Annotated in this window: 14 protein-coding genes; 6 read left to right on the top strand and 8 right to left on the bottom strand. The window is 63.5% G+C overall.

Annotation, left to right across the window (positions count from 1 at the left end; all coding sequences use genetic code 11):
* Positions 1-32 precede the first annotated feature (32 nt).
* From FJW10_RS16660 to FJW10_RS16645, 4 genes are all read right to left on the bottom strand, one after another.
* Positions 33-1,049, bottom strand: a complete 1,017-nt coding sequence (locus tag FJW10_RS16660; protein ID WP_140900920.1) for an esterase-like activity of phytase family protein — start codon at positions 1,047-1,049, stop codon at positions 33-35.
* On the bottom strand, positions 1,046-2,944 hold the full coding sequence (cobT, locus tag FJW10_RS16655; protein ID WP_140900919.1) for a cobaltochelatase subunit CobT: 1,899 nt from the start codon (positions 2,942-2,944) through the stop codon (positions 1,046-1,048). Before cobT ends, FJW10_RS16660 begins: the two co-directional genes overlap by 4 nt.
* A gap of 54 nt (positions 2,945-2,998) precedes the next feature.
* A complete protein-coding gene (gene cobS, locus FJW10_RS16650) occupies positions 2,999-3,985 on the bottom strand; it encodes a cobaltochelatase subunit CobS (protein WP_140633012.1) in 987 nt (328 codons plus the stop codon).
* Between the two features lie 124 nt (positions 3,986-4,109).
* Positions 4,110-4,733 (bottom strand): J domain-containing protein, encoded by a 624-nt coding sequence (locus FJW10_RS16645; RefSeq protein WP_140659654.1) that lies wholly within the window; start codon positions 4,731-4,733, stop codon positions 4,110-4,112.
* Positions 4,734-4,912: 179 nt separating this feature from the next.
* Between FJW10_RS16645 and FJW10_RS16640 the strand changes: the two genes are divergently transcribed.
* A complete protein-coding gene (locus tag FJW10_RS16640) occupies positions 4,913-5,215 on the top strand; it encodes a BolA family protein (RefSeq protein ID WP_140900918.1) in 303 nt (100 codons plus the stop codon).
* On the opposite strand, the gene FJW10_RS16635 is transcribed toward FJW10_RS16640, so the two are convergent.
* On the bottom strand, positions 5,216-6,022 hold the full coding sequence (locus FJW10_RS16635; protein WP_140900917.1) for an alpha/beta hydrolase: 807 nt from the start codon (positions 6,020-6,022) through the stop codon (positions 5,216-5,218).
* Positions 6,023-6,309: 287 nt separating this feature from the next.
* Here FJW10_RS16635 and FJW10_RS16630 point away from each other — a divergent pair, with 287 nt between their 5' ends.
* The 3 genes from FJW10_RS16630 to FJW10_RS16620 are packed head-to-tail and all read left to right on the top strand — an operon-like array spanning position 6,310 to position 11,148.
* Positions 6,310-8,259 carry a PrkA family serine protein kinase gene (locus FJW10_RS16630; RefSeq protein ID WP_140835133.1) on the top strand — a complete coding sequence of 650 codons (1,950 nt, stop codon included), beginning with the start codon at positions 6,310-6,312 and terminating at the stop codon, positions 8,257-8,259.
* Between the two features lie 19 nt (positions 8,260-8,278).
* The gene (locus tag FJW10_RS16625; RefSeq protein ID WP_140835132.1) at positions 8,279-9,589 is read left to right on the top strand and encodes a YeaH/YhbH family protein; all 1,311 of its coding nucleotides are present in this window, start codon (positions 8,279-8,281) and stop codon (positions 9,587-9,589) included.
* An 11-nt stretch (positions 9,590-9,600) separates the two neighbouring features.
* Positions 9,601-11,148 carry a SpoVR family protein gene (locus tag FJW10_RS16620; protein ID WP_140901037.1) on the top strand — a complete coding sequence of 516 codons (1,548 nt, stop codon included), beginning with the start codon at positions 9,601-9,603 and terminating at the stop codon, positions 11,146-11,148.
* Between the two features lie 279 nt (positions 11,149-11,427).
* Here FJW10_RS16620 and FJW10_RS16615 read toward each other — a convergent pair whose 3' ends face one another.
* The 3 genes from FJW10_RS16615 to FJW10_RS16605 are packed head-to-tail and all read right to left on the bottom strand — an operon-like array spanning position 11,428 to position 14,140.
* Positions 11,428-12,324: a transporter associated domain-containing protein gene (locus FJW10_RS16615; protein WP_140900916.1), complete on the bottom strand. Its 897-nt coding sequence runs from the start codon at positions 12,322-12,324 to the stop codon at positions 11,428-11,430.
* Entirely contained in the window at positions 12,321-13,514 is a 1,194-nt protein-coding gene (aroB, locus tag FJW10_RS16610) for a 3-dehydroquinate synthase (protein ID WP_140900915.1), read from the bottom strand. Before aroB ends, FJW10_RS16615 begins: the two co-directional genes overlap by 4 nt.
* The gene (locus tag FJW10_RS16605; RefSeq protein ID WP_140835128.1) at positions 13,511-14,140 is read right to left on the bottom strand and encodes a shikimate kinase; all 630 of its coding nucleotides are present in this window, start codon (positions 14,138-14,140) and stop codon (positions 13,511-13,513) included. Before FJW10_RS16605 ends, aroB begins: the two co-directional genes overlap by 4 nt.
* 190 nt (positions 14,141-14,330) lie before the next feature.
* Here FJW10_RS16605 and FJW10_RS16600 point away from each other — a divergent pair, with 190 nt between their 5' ends.
* Both FJW10_RS16600 and FJW10_RS16595 read left to right on the top strand, forming a co-directional pair.
* Complete coding sequence (locus FJW10_RS16600; protein WP_042643428.1) at positions 14,331-14,483, top strand: hypothetical protein; 153 nt, start codon at positions 14,331-14,333, stop codon at positions 14,481-14,483.
* Between the two features lie 10 nt (positions 14,484-14,493).
* The coding region (locus FJW10_RS16595) for a site-specific tyrosine recombinase XerD (protein WP_140900914.1) at positions 14,494-15,345 on the top strand (852 nt) is incomplete at its 3' end.

The raw sequence follows: 15,345 nt of genomic DNA, 5'->3' as shown, positions 1-15,345 counted from the left end.
AGGGCGGCCGGTTCCTTGCCAGCCGGTCCTGCTCAGTCCTGGTGCAGGATGAACTCCAAATAGAGGTTGCGCTGCAGGATCGAATGGTTGTCGTCGGAGATCAGCGACACCATCAGCGCGCCGTCGTCGCGGGTCCAGACGTCGAGCCCTTCCATATTGTCGATCTGGTAGCCCATGTCGGCCTCCATCAGCACCGGCCCGTCGGCGACCGCGCCCTTCTCGACGCTTTCGCCATAGATGCGCCGCAGCCGCATCTTCACCCCGCGCGCGAGCGAGAAGCTGCGCTCCAGAAGCAGCAGATCGCCATCCGGCAGGAAGGCGCCGTCGGTTATGTCGAATTCGCCGTCGCGCCTGACGGTGAAGACGCCCTTATGCGGCCCCTCGATGATGGCGGCGTAGACGTTGCCGGCTTCGTCGAGGCTCCTCTCCGAGACCACGACCAGGCCTCCCGCGTGCTGCCCATAAGGGTGGGCGTGGGTGGCGGTCTCGAAGCCGCGATTCTGGCGCAGCTCCTTGGCGGGGACCAGGTAATCGAGCTGCCGGATCGGCGCCTTCATACCGTGGGGATCGATCTTGAACTGAGCGACGCGCTGATCGCGCTCGAAGCTGACGGTGGCGATACCGTCCTTGACCGCGAGCCCTTCCGCGTCGACCTCCCACTTCCGGTCGGTCGGCTGGCCCGAAGCGTCGACCATCTGCTGCATGCGGAAATTAGAAATGCCCGATGGGCGCCTGTCGGCGCCATGCGTGATCGCGCCGAAGAACCAGAAGCCGGTGTCGGCGACACCGATGAAGTCGCTGCCCGGCTTCAGGAAGCGAAAGGCCGACAGCGCGCCGAAATCGCGTGCCGGCGACGTCATCTCCAGTCCGCCGACGAATTCGAGTGGCCCGAACCGCGTCTCGTCGTGGCCGACATGGAACTGGCTGATCGGCTGCGCCGAAATCTCGACCGTCTCGGCGGAAGCGCCCGACGCGGCAATTGCCGGCAAGGCGCAGCCCAGCACGCAGGCGAAAAGCGCCCGCCGCGCGCGCCGCCCCGAAAAGATCATCCGGCGCGCCGCAATCCGCCGCGCCGCGTGTCGCGCGCGCTTTCCTCGCCAAACAGCGAGGCGAGCTGCTCGGTCATGGCGCCGGCCAGTTCCTCGGCATCGACGATGGTGACGGCGCGGCGATAATAGCGCGTGACGTCGTGGCCGATACCGATCGCGAGCAGCTCGACCGGCGAGCGCGTCTCGATCAGCTCGATGACCGCCCGCAGATGCCGCTCCAGATAATTGCCCGGATTGACCGAGAGCGTGGAATCGTCGACCGGCGCGCCGTCCGAAATCATCATCAGGATCTTGCGCTGCTCGGGCCGGCCGATGAGCCGGTTATGCGCCCAAAGCAGCGCCTCGCCATCGATGTTTTCCTTGAGCAGGCCCTCGCGCATCATCAGCCCGAGATTGCGTCGCGCGCGCCGCCACGGATGGTCGGCGGATTTGTAGATGATGTGGCGCAGATCGTTGAGGCGGCCGGGGTTCGGCGGCTTGCCGTCCTTCAGCCATCTCTCGCGCGCCTGTCCGCCTTTCCAGGCGCGGGTGGTGAAGCCGAGGATCTCCACCGAAACGCCGCAGCGCTCCAGCGTGCGCGCCAGAATGTCGGCGCAGGTCGCGGCGACCGTGATCGGCCGGCCGCGCATCGAGCCCGAATTGTCGAGCACCAGCGACACGACGGTGTCGCGGAATTTCGTGTCGCGCTCCTGCTTGAAGGAGAGCGGCTGCATCGGATCGATGACGACGCGGACCAACCGGGCCGGATCGAGATAGCCCTCCTCCAAGTCGAAATCCCAGGAGCGGTTCTGCTGCGCCATCAGCCGGCGCTGCAGCCGGTTGGCGAGCCGCCCGACGACGCCGGAGAGATTGGCGAGCTGCTTGTCGAGGAAGGCGCGCAGCCGGTCGAGCTCCTCTTCCTCGCACAGGTCCTCGGCGCCCACCGTCTCGTCGAAGGCGGTGGTGAACACCTTGTAGTCGATCTCTTTCGGCAGGTTCAGGAACGGATTGTCGTTGCGCTTGGCCTCGCCCGGCGTCTCGGCGTCGGAATCGTCCTCGTCGGAAAGGTCGTCGGAGGTGGCGTCGGTCGCTTCCGTCTCGGCCGATTCTTCCTCGTCCGCGGAAGCTTCGGCATCTTCAGACTGCGACTGCTCGGAACCTGAATCCTCCTCGCCGCCTTCCTCGCTCTGTTCCTCGCCCTGCTGCTCGTTCTCTTCGTTTTCCTCCGAGTCGTCGGTTTCCTGGTCGTCGCCGAGTTCCTCGGCCATTTCCATGGAAACCAGCATGTCGCGCACGACGCGGGCAAAGGCCTGCTGGTCCTCGAGCTTGGCCGACAGGCCGTCGAGGTCGCCGCTCGCCTTCTCCTCGATCCAGGGACGCCACAGATCGACCAGCCGCTCGCCGCTCTTCGGCACGGGACGTCCGGTGAGCTTTTCGCGCACCATCAGCGCAATCGCTTCCTCGAGCGGCGCGTCCGCCTTGTCCCTGACGTCGACGAGGTTCGCCTTGGCGTATTTGTCCTCGAGCATCGAGCCGATATTGTCGGCCACGCCCTGCATGGCGCGGCTGCCGATCGCCTCGACGCGCGCCTGTTCGACCGCGTCGAAGATAGACCGCGCCAGCTTGCCTTCCGGCGCCAGTTTGTTGTGGACGCGCTGATCGTGGCAGGCGCGCTTCAGCGCCATGGAATCGCCCAGCCCGCGGGTGATCGCGATGTCGTTGCGCGAAGCCTTCTTGGGCAGTTCCGGCAGACGGGCGCGGTTGCCGGCCAGAGCGGGCCGGTCCTTGGCGAAGCCGACCTCGAGGTCCTTGTCGCCAGCGACGGCCCGCATGCACACGGTGACGGCGCGCTTGAAGCTGTCGGCTTCAGACCCGTTCTTCGGCTTGTTGCGCGTGTTGTCGCCCGGACCCGCCATGATCATTCCCTGCGCGATTGATGCCGAAAGGCTGGAGGCCTTTCGGCTGCGCGTCTAGCCCAGCACCACGTTGGCGGCGCTCTCCGGCAGATCCTCGCCGAAGGCGCGCTGGTAGAACTCGGCCACCACCGAACGCTCCAGCTCGTCGCACTTGTTGAGGAAGGTCAGCCGGAACGCCATGCCGATGTCGCCGAAGATCTCGGCGTTTTCGGCCCAGGTGATGACGGTACGCGGGCTCATCACGGTGGACAGGTCGCCATTGATGAAGGCCGAGCGCGTCATGTCGGCGACGCGCACCATCTTGTTGACGATGTCCTTGCCTTTGCTGTCGCGATAGTGCTTGGCCTTGGCCAGCACGATGTTCACCTCGTTGTCGTGCGGCAGGTAATTGAGCGTGGTGACGATCGACCAGCGATCCATCTGCGCCTGGTTGATCTGCTGCGTGCCGTGATAGAGGCCGGTGGTGTCGCCAAGGCCGACCGTGTTGGCGGTGGCGAACAGCCGGAAGGCCGGATGCGGGCGGATGACCCGGCTCTGGTCGAGCAGCGTCAGCCGGCCCGACGATTCCAGCACGCGCTGGATGACGAACATCACGTCCGGGCGGCCGGCATCGTATTCGTCGAAGCAGAGCGCGACATTGTGCTGATAGGCCCAAGGCAGGATGCCGTCGCGAAATTCGGTGACCTGCAGGCCTTCCTTGACGACGATGGCGTCCTTGCCGACGAGGTCGATACGGCTGACATGGCTGTCGAGGTTGACGCGCACGCAAGGCCAGTTGAGCCGCGCCGCCACCTGCTCGATATGCGTCGACTTGCCAGTGCCGTGATAGCCCGACACCATGACGCGGCGGTTGTAGGCAAAGCCGGCGAGGATCGCCAATGTCGTCGCTTTGTCGAACAGATAATCCGGGTCGATGTCCGGCACATGTTCGGTCGCCGCCGAATAGGCGGGCACGACCATCTTGGAATCGAAACCGAATTTCTCCTTCACCGACACCGTCGTGTCGGGCAGGTTGGCGATGTCGCGATCGACCTTGTTCATCTCTATCAACGTCTCCACGGGCGAAACGCCGCGTTTCGCCGGCAATCGATTTTGTCCGGGGGCGGTCTTAGAGCCTTTTCCAACCTTATGAAAGTTGGAAAACGACATGGGACCGTAGGGCCGCTCAGCACAATCCTGCTTGCTTGAGCACGCGATATGCCTGCAGCACATCGCGGAACCGGTCTTCCGAACCCCTGTCGCCGCCATTCGCATCCGGATGGTGGCGCTTAACGAGTTCCTTATAGCGTGCCTTGATGTCCTGACCAGTCGCCTTTGTATCAAGGCCAAGCGTTTCCAGCGCCTTGGCCTCAAGCGGCTTTGCCTTGCGCTCGCGCGGCTCGCGCGCGCCTGAACCGAACAGATTGAACGGATCGCGCATGCGGTTGTGGTAGCCGGCGCGGCCCGAACGCTGCTGCGCGAAATCCGGCGCCGAGCGCGTTCCGCCGACATTGGCACCCATGCGCCAAGTCGGCCTGTGGCCGGTCAGCGCCTCCTTCTGGAAGCGGGCGATCTCAGTGTCCGAAACGCCGGAGAAGTAGTTGAAGCCCTTGTTGTATTCGCGCACATGGTCGAAGCAGAAGCGGAAATACTCGCCCTCCTTGAGGCGCCCGACCGGCGCGCGATGCGTTCCCGCCTCGTTGCAGCCATCCCACTGGCAGATCGGCGCGCGCGACTTAAGCTCTGCGTCCTTCTCCGGCCGGATTCGAATTTTCTCGAAATATTTGGGATACGCTTTCATCTCACCCATTTATGGGCTGTTCGCACGTGCGAAACAAGAATTGACATTTCGCCGATGATCGCCCTAACCGCTGAATCGCGGCTTAAAAGCGGTCGAAATTCAAGATTTTGCGGCTGTACCGCAGATGAGTTGCGGCTATGCCGTCGACAATTTGCGGCTATGCCGTCAAGTGGGGAAGGGAATCCGAGATGTCCATACAGTCGACGATGGAAAACAAGCTGAAGGCGGCGTTTTCGCCCGAAAGGCTCGCCGTCATCAACGAAAGCCACCTTCACGCCGGCCATCACCATGTCGAGTCAGGCCACCATGCGACGTTCGACGGCGCCGGCGAAACACATTTCCGCGTCCGCATCGTCTCTGCCGCCTTTGCCGGCATGGGTCGCGTCGAGCGCCATCGCGCCGTCAACGAACTGCTCGCCGACGAATTGAAAGCCGGCGTGCATGCGCTGGCGATCGAGCCGGCCGCGCCCGGCGAGAAGACGCGCTGGTAGTCAGCCGACGGTCGCCTTGAGGAAGGCCAGCACGGCCGCGGTCAAGGCATCGCCGTCCTCGCCGAAATCGCGGTTGATCGACATATGTGTATAGGCGCTGCCGTCGAACAGCGTGACCTTGGTGCCGGTGGCGCGCAGGCGTTCCGCGAAAGCTTTCGATTCTTCGCCTCGCCCGGATGCCCGCGAATAGGCGATGAAGGTCGGCGGATGTTTCCTGCCGTCGACATAGCTCGCCGGCGACAGCGCCGCCCACTGTGCCGGGTCGGAGAAGGCACGCGCATAAGCCCGAACCATACCGCCATTCCTGGAAAGCGCGGCAAGATCATAGGCCCTGGTGTCGTCGAGGATCAGCGCGGCGATACCGGGCAATCCGCCGCGCATGCCGGTCAGCGCAATCAGATGGCAGCCGGCCGAATGACCCATGCCGACGATGCGGTCCGGATCGCCGCCATGCCGGGCGATGTTGGCGCGCACATAGGCGTAGGCCTTTTCGACATCGCCGGCCTGGGTGGCGACATCCGCTTGCGGCAGCATGCGGTAATCGATCGAGACGAAAACGAAGCCATTGGCGAGCAGGAAGCCCGGCTTGGCGCCGACCTGGCCGCGGTTGCCGAACCGCCAGGCGCCGCCATGGACGAAGAAGACCACCGGCAGCTTGTTCGCGTCGTCGCCTGCATGGACATCGAGCTTGGCCGGACCGTAGTCGAGAGTTTGCGGTTCCGGCTGGCCCGGACGCCCGGCGGCCGACGCACTTGGCGGCAACAGTGCCGCCAGCGATGCCGCGATGAGCCTGCGCCGATTGATCATCGTCATCTCCAGTCAGGTTGCGGCGACGGCGCACGGACTCTTGCCACGCACCTCGTTTACGGACCAAAAATGACAACTTTCGGTGCGAAAACAAATCCGGTCCTTGACGGTCCGCCGGCAATCACCACGTATGCTGTTAGGCGAGCATTTTCGGCCGAGTCGGGAACTCCGAGGGCCGATGTCGGAGTGCGGTGCGCCCCCTTCAGATGAAGGGAACCATAATGCTTTCCGGCAGTTGATGAAGCGATGAGCCGACTGGCAGCCTGTCGGCTCCGAGGCGAAGCATCATGCGCGAGAATCAATCAGACGTCTTCGATCTGTTTTCGGAGATTTATTCCAACGCGGCTCAGGAGGAGATCAGCCTTCAGCAATACCTGCTAGCCTGCCGCGAGGACAAATCCATGTACGCCTCGGCGCCCGAACGCATGGTTGCGGCAATCGGCGAGCCGAACCTGATCGACACCAGCAAGGACGAGCGGCTCGGCCGCATTTTTTCCAACCGCACCGTCAAGGTCTATCCCTCCTTCTCCGATTTCTACGGAATGGAGGACACGATCGAGCGCATCGCCGGATATTTCCGCTACGCCTCGCAGGGCCTCGAGGAGCGCAAGCAGATCCTCTATCTCCTCGGTCCGGTCGGCGGCGGCAAATCCTCGCTGGCCGAACGGCTGAAGAAGCTGATGGAGGAGCGCCCGATCTACACGCTCAAGGTCGGCAACAAGATCAGCCCGGTCTTCGAATCGCCGCTCGGCCTTTTCCATCCCGACCGCATGGGCGATCTGCTGGAGGATAAATACGGCATCGCCCGCCGCCGCCTGAACGGACTGATTTCGCCCTGGGCGGCCAAGCGCCTCGACGAACTCTCGGGCGACATCTCCAAATTCAGCGTCGTCAAGCTGATGCCGTCGCGGCTGCGCCAGATCTCCATCGCCAAGACCGAGCCCGGCGACGAGAACAACCAGGACGTCTCGGCGTTGGTCGGCAAGGTCGACATCAGGCAGTTGGAGCACTTCAGCCAGTCCGACCCGGACGCCTATTCCTACAGCGGCGGCCTCAACCGGACCACGCAAGGGCTGCTCGAATTCGTCGAGATGTTCAAGGCGCCCATCAAGGTCCTGCACCCCTTGCTGACGGCAACCCAGGAAGGCAGCTACAACGGCACCGAGAATTTCGGCGCGTTCCCCTATCAGGGCATCGTCGTTGCCCATTCCAACGAATCGGAATGGCAGCAGTTCAAGAACAACAAGAACAACGAGGCCTTCCTCGACCGCATCCTCGTGGTCAAGGTTCCCTATTGCCTGCGCATCACCGAGGAAAGGCACATCTACGAGAAGCTGTTGCGCGAAAGCGAATTGGCAAGCAGTCCCTGCGCGCCAGAGGTGCTGGACATTCTCAGCCGTTTCACCGTCTCGACCCGCCTTGCCGAACATGAGAACTCGCCGCTCTACACCAAGATGCGCGCCTATGACGGCGAGAATCTCAAGGAGGTCGATCCGAAGGCGAAGTCGGTCCAGGAATATCGCGACGCCGCCGGCGTCGACGAAGGCATGAACGGAGTCAGCACGCGCTTCGCCTTCAAGATCCTGTCGCAGACGTTCAACTACGACACCAAGGAGGTGGCGGCCGATCCCGTGCACCTGATGTACATCCTCGAGGAGGCGATCAAGCGCGAGCAATTCCCGAAGGAAACGGAGGCCGCCTATCTCGAATTCATCAAGTCGGAACTCGCGGCGCGTTATGCCGAATTCATCGGTCACGAGATCCAGAAGGCCTATCTGGAATCCTACAGCGAGTACGGTCAGAACCTCTTCGACCGTTACATCGCCTATGCCGATGCCTGGATCGAGGATCAGGACTACAAGGACCCCGACACCGGCCAGATCCTCAACCGCGAGATCCTGGACAAGGAGTTGTCGCAGGTCGAGAAGCCGGCCGGCATCGCCAATCCCAAGGACTTCCGCAACGAAGTGGTCAAATTCACCTTGCGTGCCCGGGCGCGCAACCATGGCCGCAACCCATCCTGGACGAGCTACGAAAAGCTTCGCGAGGTCATCGAGAAGCGCATGTTCGGCCAGGTCGAGGACCTGCTGCCGGTGATCAGCTTCGGCTCCAAGCAGGACAGTGTCACGGAGAAACGGCACAACGAATTCGTGCAGCGCATGGTGGAACGCGGCTATACCCAGCGGCAGGTGCGCAGGCTGGTCGACTGGTACATGCGCGTGAACAAGGCGGGTTGAGCAAAGCCGGGACGGTTCCATGCCGATCTTCATCGACCGCCGCCTGAACCCGAAGGACAAAAGCCTTGGCAATCGCCAGCGCTTCCTCCGGCGCGCCCGCGAAGAGCTCAAGCGCAGCATCCGCGACAAGGTCCGCGCCGGCGGCATCGCCGAACTCGACCGCGAGCACGCCGTGCCGATGCCTCGCAAGGGCACCGGCGAACCGACCTTCGGCGACGACAAGGAAAGCGGCCGGCGCCAGCACATCCTGCCCGGCAACCGGACGTTCAGCCCTGGCGATCTTATCGACAAGCCTGGCGGCGGCGGAGGCTACGGCTCGGCTCCAGGGACCACGGAATCCGAAGACGACTTCCGCTTCGTGCTGTCCCGCGAGGAAGTGCTCGACCTTTTCTTCGAGGACCTCGAACTGCCGGATCTGGTCAAGCTCAGTCTAAAGCAGATACTCAGCTTCAAGCCGAGGCGGGCGGGCTTCGCGGCAAGCGGCGCGCCGACCAACATCAATGTCGGGCGCACGATGCGAAACAGCCACGGGCGCCGCATCGCGCTCAGGCGTCCGAAGCAGGCTGACGTGGACGCCATCGCCCGGCAGATCGCCGAGCTGGAATCCAGGTCGCCGGATGCCAAGACACGCGAACGCATCGAGGCTCTGCGCGAAGAGCTCGATCGGCTGGAGCGCCGGCGCAGGCGGATTGCCTATGTCGATCCGGTCGACATCCGCTTCAATCGCTTCGACCCTCAGCCGCGGCCGAATGCCAGTGCCGTGATGTTCTGCCTGATGGACGTCTCCGGATCGATGGGCGAGCGAGAGAAGGATCTGGCCAAACGCTTCTTCGTGCTGCTGCATCTGTTCCTGACGCGACGATACGAGCGCACCGAGATCGTCTTCATTCGCCACACCCACGAGGCCAAGGAGGTGGACGAGCACACGTTCTTCTACCACACGCAAAGCGGCGGCACCGTCGTTTCCACGGCGCTCGAGGAGATGCATCGCATCATCGAAGAGCGATATCCGGCCTCTGAATGGAACATCTACGCCGCCCAGGCCTCCGACGGCGACAATTTCGCCACCGACTCCGAGCGCTGCATAGAACTGCTCGACCGCAAACTCATGCAGCTTTGCCAGTATTTCGCCTATGTGGAGATCATCGATGAGCGGGAAAGCCACATTTTCGGCTCGACCGAGAACGGCACGTCGCTCTGGCGCGCCTACAATGCCGTCGACGGCAAATGGCCGAACTTCCAGATGAGGCGCATTGCCGCGCCGGCCGACATATATCCGGTCTTCCGCGAGCTCTTCGCCAGGCAGCCCGGCCTGCGCAAGAGCGCTTGAGGGCTTCGGCAATGGTCAGCCAGGCGCGCAAGTCCGAACTGCTGTTTTCCGGGTCCGACTGGGATTTCAACAAGCTGTCCCGGGTCTATGACGAGATCGAAGCGATCGGCCGCGAAGAGCTTCGCCTCGACATCTACCCGGTGCAGATGGAAATCATTTCCTCCGAGCAGATGCTCGACGCCTATTCGTCGATCGGCATGCCGCTGATGTACCGGCACTGGTCGTTCGGCAAACGTTTTCTTCACGACGAGCTTCTCTACCGCAAGGGCGCTCGCGGTCTGGCCTACGAGATTGTCATCAACTCCAACCCCTGCATCGTCTACCTCATGGAGGAAAACACCATGGCCCTGCAGGCCTTGGTGACCGCCCATGCCGCGCTCGGGCACAATCATTTCTTCAAGAACAATCACCTTTTCCGGCAATGGACGGACGCCGGCGGCATCCTGAGCTATCTGGATTTTGCCAAGAGCTACATAGCCCGGTGCGAGGAGCGGCATGGCCTGGCGGCAGTGGAGGCGATCCTGGATTCGGCCCACGCGCTGATGGAGCAGGGTGTGTTCCGCTATCATCGGCCGCCGAGGCTATCGTCCGAGCAGCAGCGCGAAGGGCTGCGCGAGCGCTTGGAATACGAGGAGCGTTCGTTCAACGATCTCTGGCGGACACTGCCGCCTTCGCAAGAGAGCGGCGACACCAAAACAGCCGATGACGACGACGCGGCCGAGCGAAAGAAATCACTCAATCTGCCGGAGGAAAACCTGCTCTATTTCCTCGAGAAGAACAGCCTGGTGCTTGAGCCCTGGCAGCGCGAGATCGTCAGGATCGTGCGTGTCATCGCGCAATATTTCTACCCGCAGCGGCAAACCCAGGTGATGAACGAAGGTTGCGCCACCTTCGTGCATTACACGCTCATGAACACGCTGTTCGACCATGGCCGCATCAATGAAGGCGCCATGCTCGAAATCCTGCGCAACCACTCGAACGTCATCTTCCAGCCGGCCTATGACGATCCGCGCTTTTCCGGCATCAATCCCTACGCGCTGGGTCTCGACATGATGCAGGACATCCAGCGCATCTCGACCGCGCCGACCGCCGAGGACCGCGACTGGTTTCCCGACATCGCCGGCCGCGGCGACTGGCGCGACACGTTGCTCGACGCCTGGGCCAACCATCGCGACGAATCCTTCATCCGCCAGTATCTGAGCCCAACGCTGATCCGCAAATGGCGGCTCTTCGTGCTGGCCGACGGTGCCGACGAGCCGCACTACGAGGTGGCCTCGATCCACAATGAGCGCGGCTATGGCAAGGTACGGTCGGCGTTGGCGCAAAGCTACGATATCGGCGCCAACCGTCCTGACATCCAGGTGGTTGACGTCGACCTGCTCGGCGACCGGCATCTGCGGCTCCAGCACACGGTCAAGGATGGCGTCATGCTCGAGGGCCAGAGCCGCGACGCGACGCTGCGCCATGTCCGCAACCTCTGGGGCTACGATGTCAGCATGGCGGCAGTCGATGCCGGCACTGGCGCGATGCTCAGTGAGCTTTGGACCAAGGAACAATGAAGCCGGGTCTCTGAGACGCCTGGTTTCTTCGGCGTAGGGATTTTGAAAGGTTGCAGGGTTGTCGGGCGCCAAGATTTTCACCGTTCGCTTCGGTGAAATCAGCGCAGACGTCGGGAATTGGCTGAAACCTCCCAACCTCGTCATCCCTGGGCGAAGCAGCCGCGAAGCGGCGTCGCGCAGACCCGAGGATGACGAGGCCGGACCGTTTCGGCCAATCTCCAAGGCATACCACCTGCCAACGCGACATCGCCGACCAGTCAAGATTTCTATGTTGGTGAACTAGCCTTCGCTGGCGGGACGTATCCTCAACCTCGCAATGCGGTTCTTGTCGCGCTTCATCACCACGAAGCGCTTGCCGTGGAAGGTGAAGGCCTGCTTCTCCTCCGGGATCGACTGCGTCTCATGAATGACGAGGCCGGCGATCGTCGTGGCTTCCTCGTCGGGCAGGTCCCAGTCGAGCGCGCGGTTCAAGTCACGAATCGGCACTGTGCCGTCGACGACCACGGAGCCGTCCGCCTCTTTCTTCACGCCCTGCATGTCGACATCGTGCTCGTCGGCGATCTCGCCGACGATCTCCTCGATGATGTCTTCCAGCGTCACCAGCCCTTCGACCTCGCCATACTCGTCGACGACGATGGCGAAATGCGCCTTGCGCCGCAGGAAGGCGTTGAGCTGCTCCTGCAAGGTGGTGGTATCCGGCACGAACCAGGGCTTCGCCGCGATCTTCATGACGTCGATCCGCGAAAAATCGTTGCCGACCTCGTTGAGAGCTCTCAGCAGATCTTTCGCGTGCAACACGCCGACGATGTTGTCGAGCGAGCCCTTCCACAGCGGCATTCGGGTGTGCGGGCTCTGCAGGATCTCGCGCACGACCGCTTCGGGCGCATCGTCGGCATTGACCGAGCGCATATTGGTGCGGTGGACCATGACGTCCGACACTTCGAGCTCATCGAGGTCGAAGAGACCCTCAAGCCGATTGCGCTCCTCGCGGGCAGCCTCGCCATCGCGACGGGGATCCTCGCTGTCTTGATCCTTGCCGCTGCGCTCGGACCGCTGCGGCGGTTCGAGCGGCCGCAGCGCATAGCCGAAAGCGGCAAGCAGCCGAGTGCGCAACAGAAGCGCCGAAAGCAGGATGACGGCGAGGACGGCGGCGGCGATCCAGCCGGCGTCGATCATTCGGAACGGCTCCTCTTGGACCGTTCGGGATGGCTCGCTTTGAGCCTTCCGGATTGGCCCGTCTTGAACCCTTTGGGATGGCTCGTCTTGAGGAAGGACAGCACTTCCGACGGCGGCACGTCCTTGGCGATGAAAGCCTGGCCGATGCCGCGCGTCAGGATGAAGGTCAGCGCGCCGCGCGACACTTTCTTGTCCTGGGTGATGAAGCCGAGCAGCGCCTCGGCATCCGGCAGCGCGCCCGGAATATCGGCTATGCGCCAGGGCAGTCCGACGGTGCGAAGATGCGCTTCGACGCGCTCCGCGTCGTCCGGGCTCGCCAGGTTGAGGCGCGCCGAGAAGCGATGCGCCAGCGCCATGCCGATGGCCACACCCTCACCATGGACGAGGCGCGCCCCGTCATAGCGCGTGGCCGCTTCCAGCGCATGGCCGAACGTGTGGCCAAGATTGAGCAGCGCCCGGTCGCCGGTCTCGAACTCGTCACGGGCGACGACGTCTGCCTTGGCGCGGCAGGCCTCGGCGATCGCCTCGACCCGCGCCGGACCGCCGGCAAAGATTTGCCCCCAGTTCTGCTCAAGCCAGGCGAAGAAGGCCGGGCGGTCGATCAGCCCGTATTTGGCGAGCTCGGCATAGCCGGCGCGGAACTCTCGGATCGGCAGCGTGTCGAGCACCTGGGTGTCGGCGAGCACCAGCCTGGGCTGGTGGAAGACGCCGACAAGGTTCTTGCCGCGGGCGCTGTTGATGCCGGTCTTGCCGCCGACGGAGGAATCGACCTGCGCCAGGAGCGAGGTCGGGATCTGCACGAAATTCATGCCGCGCCGCACGATGCCGGAAGCAAAGCCTGCAAGGTCGCCGATGACGCCGCCGCCGAGCGCGATCACCAGGTCGCGGCGTTCGAGCTTTGCGGCGAGGACGCCGTCGACAACCTCTTCGAGATGGGCAAAGCTCTTGGTCTTTTCGCCGGCGGGCAGCGCGATGACGGCGGACTGGATGCCGCCTTTCTCCAACCCCGCCTTCAGCGTGTCGAGATGCGCGGCGGCGACGTTCTCGTCGGTGACGATGGCCGCGCGGGTGCCGGGAAGCCGGCGCGCGATCTCCTCGCCGGAGCGCGCCAGCAGCCCGGAGCCGATCAATATGTCATAGGCGCGATCGCCGAGCCCGACCTCGACCTTCACCGGTTCGGCATCGCTCACGACTGGACCTCGTGGGTTGTGGCGCTTGTAGCGCCTGTCGCGATCGCGTCGACGCCGAGATGGGTGCAGAGCACCGCGACGACTTCGCCGGCAATGATCTCCTTGCGGTCGTCGCGGGTCGGCACGGTCAGGTCGGCGGTGGCGTAAACCGGGTAACGCTCGCCCATCAGCCGCTCCAGCACACCGCGCGGATCGGGATTCTTGAGCAGCGGCCGGTTCTGCTTCTTGGAGACGCGCTCCATCAACAGGTCCAGATCGGCCTTCAGCCAGACCGATACGCCATGCGCGGAAATCGCCTCGCGCGTCTGCACGTTCATGAAGGCGCCGCCGCCGGTCGACAGCACTTGCGGGCCGTTCTCCAGCAGCCGCAGGATCACCCGCTGCTCCAGCGCGCGGAATTCCGGCTCGCCATAGCGCTCGAACAGCTCCGGCACCGTCATGCGCGAGACGCTTTCGATCTCCTGGTCGCTGTCCATGAAGGGCAGCGACAGCATCGTCGCCACTTTGCGGCCGATCGCGGTCTTTCCGGCGCCCATCAGACCGACGAAGACGATCGAGCGGCTGCCGAGCGCTTCGATCAGCGCGGCGCGGCCTTCGTCCGTCGAATTGGGTGGCAGAGCGTTCATCGGGGCCTCTTTGCGCCGTTTCGACATCAAAAGCCTGTTTGCGTCAAGCACGGCCGGACAAACGGGCGCGAGGCTTCCCGGCAAAACCTTCTGTTCACCGGAATTGTTCGTCCTTGAATTGGCCGGATTGGCGTCTCATAAGGGCACAGGGCTTCGGAAACGCAGAACAAGAAGACGGGCGAAAATTTGAATGCCGACTTTGTTTCGGTTTGTCGTGACGCTGGCCGTTCTTGCAGGCATTGCCTATGGCGCGATGTTCGCATTGGCGATGTTCGTGGAGCCGAAAAAGGCGGAAATGAGTATTCGAATTCCTGCCGAGAAGCTCAATCCGAAGAAGAATTGATCCCGGCCAGATGAAAAGCGCGGCCCGTATCGAAGCCTTCCTGGAGATGATGAGCGCCGAACGCGGCGCGGCCGAAAATACGCTTTCCTCCTACCGCCGCGACCTGGAAGACGCCTCCGAAGCCATCGGTGGCGGACTGGCGGGCGCCGGACCTGCCGACATCCGCGCCTATCTCGACGACATCGCCGCGCGCGGCTTCGCGCCGACCTCGCAGGCGCGCAAATTGTCGGCGATCCGCCAGTTCTTCAAATTCCTCTACGCGGAAGGCCTGCGCGGCGACGACCCGACCGGCACGCTGGACAGCCCGCGCAAGGGTCGGCCGTTGCCGAAGACGATGAGCGAGGCCGAGACCGGCCGCCTGCTCGACCGGGCGGCCCTGGAAGCCGGCGAAGCCGGATCGGACGGCGACAGGTTGGCGGCGTTGCGCCTGCACGCGCTGGTCGAGGTGCTCTACGCCACGGGCCTGCGCGTCTCCGAATTGGTTGGCCTGCCGGTGACGGTGGCGCTGCGCGACGACCGCTTCTTCATGGTGCGCGGCAAGGGCGACAAGGAGCGCATGGTGCCGCTTTCGACCAAGGCGCGAACCGCCATGCGCGCCTGGCTTGCGGCGAGGGCCGAGCGCCCGGCCTTTGCCGAAAGCCCGTTCCTGTTCCCGGCCTCGTCCGACAGCGGGCATCTTTCCCGACAGGTTTTCGCCCGCGATCTCAAGGGGTTGGCCGCGCGTTCCGGGATAACCGCGGCCAAAATCTCGCCACATGTGCTTCGCCATGCTTTTGCCAGCCATCTCCTGCAGAACGGCGCCGATCTCAGAGCCGTTCAGCAACTTCTAGGCCATGCCGATATCTCGACCACGCAGATCTAC

The organism is Mesorhizobium sp. B4-1-1 (assembly GCF_006439375.1).
In the GTDB taxonomy this organism is placed as follows: Bacteria; Pseudomonadota; Alphaproteobacteria; order Rhizobiales; family Rhizobiaceae; genus Mesorhizobium.
The sequence above is the reverse complement of the archived record's forward strand: the minus strand, read 5'-3'. Positions and strand labels throughout refer to the sequence as shown.

Excerpts from the sequence above, each read along its gene's own strand:
- FJW10_RS16615 (WP_140900916.1), bottom strand. The coding sequence starts at position 12,324 with ATGATCGACGCCGGCTGGATCGCCGCCGCCGTCCTCGCCGTCATCCTG.
- cobS (WP_140633012.1), bottom strand. The coding sequence starts at position 3,985 with ATGAACAAGGTCGATCGCGACATCGCCAACCTGCCCGACACGACGGTG.
- FJW10_RS16625 (WP_140835132.1), top strand. The coding sequence starts at position 8,279 with ATGCCGATCTTCATCGACCGCCGCCTGAACCCGAAGGACAAAAGCCTT.
- FJW10_RS16620 (WP_140901037.1), top strand. The coding sequence starts at position 9,601 with ATGGTCAGCCAGGCGCGCAAGTCCGAACTGCTGTTTTCCGGGTCCGAC.
- cobT (WP_140900919.1), bottom strand. The coding sequence starts at position 2,944 with ATGGCGGGTCCGGGCGACAACACGCGCAACAAGCCGAAGAACGGGTCT.
- FJW10_RS16635 (WP_140900917.1), bottom strand. The coding sequence starts at position 6,022 with ATGATCAATCGGCGCAGGCTCATCGCGGCATCGCTGGCGGCACTGTTG.
- FJW10_RS16605 (WP_140835128.1), bottom strand. The coding sequence starts at position 14,140 with ATGAACGCTCTGCCACCCAATTCGACGGACGAAGGCCGCGCCGCGCTG.
- FJW10_RS16660 (WP_140900920.1), bottom strand. The coding sequence starts at position 1,049 with ATGATCTTTTCGGGGCGGCGCGCGCGGCGGGCGCTTTTCGCCTGCGTG.
- FJW10_RS16640 (WP_140900918.1), top strand. The coding sequence starts at position 4,913 with ATGTCCATACAGTCGACGATGGAAAACAAGCTGAAGGCGGCGTTTTCG.
- FJW10_RS16630 (WP_140835133.1), top strand. The coding sequence starts at position 6,310 with ATGCGCGAGAATCAATCAGACGTCTTCGATCTGTTTTCGGAGATTTAT.
- FJW10_RS16600 (WP_042643428.1), top strand. The coding sequence starts at position 14,331 with ATGCCGACTTTGTTTCGGTTTGTCGTGACGCTGGCCGTTCTTGCAGGC.
- FJW10_RS16645 (WP_140659654.1), bottom strand. The coding sequence starts at position 4,733 with ATGGGTGAGATGAAAGCGTATCCCAAATATTTCGAGAAAATTCGAATC.